This is a genomic window from Bradyrhizobium sp. STM 3809 (genome assembly GCF_000239795.1).
GTDB lineage: Bacteria > Pseudomonadota > Alphaproteobacteria > Rhizobiales > Xanthobacteraceae > Bradyrhizobium.
The window spans coordinates 1-2657 of the sequence record NZ_CAFJ01000611.1; the positions used below are offsets into that span (position 1 = coordinate 1).

Below are 2657 nucleotides of genomic sequence, written 5' to 3' on the forward strand. Positions count from 1 at the left end.
CTGCCGGGCCTGGAAGACGCGCGCGAGGAGGCGATCGCGAGCCCCTGGGGCGAGCCGTCGGCGCCGTTGCGGCGCGGAACCATCGCCGGCCTGCCGATCGTGTTCCTGCCGCGCCACGACAAGGGGCACCGGCTGTCGCCTTCGGACATCAACTATCGCGCCAATATCGACGTGCTGAAGCGGGCAGGGGTCACCGACCTGGTGTCGCTCTCCGCCTGCGGCTCGTTCAAGGAGGAACTGCCGCCGGGCACGTTCGTGCTGGTCGACCAGTTCGTCGACCGCACCTACAAGCGCGACAGCTCGTTCTTCGGCAAAGGCTGCGTCGCGCATGTCTCGATGGCGCATCCGGTCTCGCCGCGGCTGCGCATCCATCTCGCTGCAGCCGCCGAGGCCGAGGGGATCGCGGTCGCGCGTGGCGGCACCTATGTCTGCATGGAGGGACCGCAATTCTCGACCTATGCCGAGAGCATGACCTACAAGGCGGCCGGCTACTCGGTCATCGGCATGACCAACATGCCCGAGGCGAAGCTCGCCCGCGAGGCCGAGATCTGCTACGCGACGGTTGCGATGGTGACCGACTTCGACTGCTGGCATCCGGACCATGACGCGGTCACGGTGCAGGACATCATCCGCGTGCTGACGACCAATGCCGACAAGGCCAAGGCGCTTGTGGCGCGGCTGGCCCGCGAGTTCCCGCGCGAGCACGAGCCGTGTCCGATCGGCTCCGATCGTGCGCTCGACACCGCCCTGATCACCGCGCCGGAGGCGCGGGATCCCGAACTCCTCAAGAAGCTCGATGCGGTCGCGGGCCGCATTCTGCGCGGCTGACGGGAGATCGAGACCATGAAGGTGGACGGCAAGCATTATCGCAGCATCTGGCTCGATGCCGACGGCTGGACGGTTTGTGCGATCGATCAGCGGCGGCTGCCGCATGAGTTCGTGGTGGCGAAGATCACGACCTGCGAAGAGGCGGCGGATGCCATCCGCCACATGCTGGTGCGCGGCGCGCCGCTGATCGGCGCCACCGCTGCTTTCGGCATGGCGCTGGCGATGCGCGACGACCGCTCCGATCCCGGCATCGATCGCGCCTATGAGATGCTGATCGCGACACGGCCGACCGCGATCAACCTGAAATGGGCGCTCGATACGATGGCCGCGATGCTGCGCCGACTGGCGCCGTCGGAGCGGCGGGACGCGGCCTATTCCCGGGCAGTGGACATCGCCGGCGAGGACGTCACGATCAATCAGGGCATCGCTGCGCATGGTCTCGCGCTGATCGAGGCGGCGGCCGCGCGCAAGACGCCGGGCGAGGTCGTGAACGTGCTCACGCATTGCAATGCCGGCTGGCTCGCAACGGTCGACTGGGGCACGGCGACCGCGCCGATCTATCTCGCCCATGATCGCGGCATTCCGGTCCATGTCTGGGTCGACGAGACGCGGCCGCGCAACCAGGGCGCCTCGCTCACGGCGTGGGAGCTCGGGCATCACGGGGTGGCGCATACCGTCATTCCGGACAATACCGGCGGCCATCTGATGCAGCATGGCATGGTCGATCTCGCCATCGTCGGGACTGATCGCGTCGCTGCCAATGGCGACGTCTGCAACAAGATCGGCACCTACCTGAAGGCGCTGGCGGCGCACGACAACGGCGTGCCGTTCTATGTCGCGCTGCCCTCCCCGACGATCGACTTCGCCGTTGCCGAGGGACGGCAGATCCCGATCGAGCAGCGCAGCGCGCAGGAGGTCACCGAGATGACGGGCCGCACGGCCCACGGTCGCATCGAGACGGTGCGCATCGTGCCGCCGGGCTCGCCGGTCGCCAACTACGGCTTCGACGTCACGCCGGCGCGGCTGGTGACGGGGCTGATCACCGAGCGTGGCGTGCTGCGGGCCGATGGCGCGGCGCTCGCTGCGGCGTTTCCGGAGCGGGCGAAGCAGACGAACCATTAGCCGCGCCATGGCCAAGGCCGTCGAAACGGCCGTCAGCGCAAGGAGAGCCCCGTCGCGGCCTCCAACTCGGTGATCGCCTGTGCGGCGCTGACCACCTTGATCGTGGTCATGCCCATCTCGCGCGCCGGCTTCAGGTTGACGCCGAGATCGTCGAGATAGACGCAGTCCGCCGGGCTGACGCCGAGCGCGTCGGTCATCATCTGGTAGATCCGCGGATCGGGCTTGCGCAGACCGATCTTGGCCGACTCGATCACGTGATCGAACAGCGCCATCACCTCGGCGACGTAGAACGAGCGGCCGCCCTGGCTGCCGATCGCATTGGCCGGCAGGTTGTTGGTGATGCAGCCGGTCTTGCACTCCGACTTGATGCGCCGCAGCGCCTCGACCATGTCGGGGCGGAGGTCGCCGGCCAACAGCGGCAGCACCTCGCGGCCGCTGACCGCGGCGCCGCCGAGCGCCAGCGACTCCTCGGCGAACAGCCGGTCGAAGGTGTCGAGATCGATCTCGGCGCGCTCGAACTTGGCCCAGGCGTTTTCGAGATGGTTGGCGGCGTTGGTCTTGCGGATGATGTCGACGGGGTAGCCGCGCTCCTTCTCGAACCGCGCGAAGGCCTCGAACGGCGAGGTCGTCATCACGCCACCGAAATCAAAGATCACCGCCTCGACCATCACTTGCTCGATCCTTCGTTCGCTTCCCCGGACCATCGC

The 2657-nt window shown here is 67.8% G+C and carries 3 protein-coding genes; 2 read left to right on the forward strand and 1 reads right to left on the reverse strand.

Annotated features, from left to right (window positions below; translation table 11 throughout):
* Together BRAS3809_RS27535 and mtnA are read left to right on the forward strand one after the other, a co-directional pair.
* On the forward strand, positions 1 to 828 hold an 828-nt coding region (locus BRAS3809_RS27535), incomplete at its 5' end, for an S-methyl-5'-thioadenosine phosphorylase (RefSeq protein WP_035659014.1).
* A gap of 15 nt (positions 829 to 843) precedes the next feature.
* Complete coding sequence (gene mtnA, locus BRAS3809_RS27540; RefSeq protein ID WP_008965282.1) at positions 844 to 1950, forward strand: S-methyl-5-thioribose-1-phosphate isomerase; 1107 nt, start codon at positions 844 to 846, stop codon at positions 1948 to 1950.
* Positions 1951 to 1982: 32 nt separating this feature from the next.
* Here mtnA and BRAS3809_RS27545 read toward each other — a convergent pair whose 3' ends face one another.
* On the reverse strand, positions 1983 to 2618 hold the full coding sequence (locus BRAS3809_RS27545; RefSeq protein ID WP_170323341.1) for an HAD-IA family hydrolase: 636 nt from the start codon (positions 2616 to 2618) through the stop codon (positions 1983 to 1985).
* Positions 2619 to 2657 lie beyond the last annotated feature (39 nt).

Bases quoted from the DNA above. Each gene is read 5' to 3' on its own strand.
- BRAS3809_RS27545 (WP_170323341.1), bottom strand. From the start codon at position 2,618: ATGGTCGAGGCGGTGATCTTTGATTTCGGTGGCGTGATGACGACCTCG.
- mtnA (WP_008965282.1), top strand. From the start codon at position 844: ATGAAGGTGGACGGCAAGCATTATCGCAGCATCTGGCTCGATGCCGAC.